Source organism: Niallia yueguangensis, from assembly GCF_052663115.1.
The window spans coordinates 1-305 of sequence record NZ_JBQTCX010000085.1 but is presented as its reverse complement, the minus strand read 5'-3'; the positions used below and the strand labels follow the sequence as shown (position 1 = coordinate 305).

The following is a 305-nucleotide window of genomic DNA, read 5'->3' as shown; positions in this document are numbered from 1 at the left end:
ACTTCCTATCCCGAAAAGGCCGTTATAACAAATGCAAAAGAACATGACCATGGTCAGCTTGAAATCATGGTGGATGACAAGGAATGCATGTATGTGTTTGACCGTGGGTACCTAGATTACGAGCGCTTTGATCGCATGACTGATGATGGCTACTTCTTTCTTACAAGGTTACGGAAAAACGCTGTCATACGGGAGGTTTATAACTTTAAACTTCCGGACAATACAGCTGTTTTATCGGATCAAATGGTGTTGATTGGGACAACACAAAACCGTGCTGAAAATTACTTTCGCCTTTTAAAAGTAAT

1 protein-coding gene is annotated in these 305 nt (G+C 40.7%); it reads left to right on the top strand.

The features are described from left to right. Positions 1-305 (top strand): transposase (locus ACTYA4_RS22285; protein WP_445505886.1); only part of this gene is annotated, 305 nt, incomplete at both ends.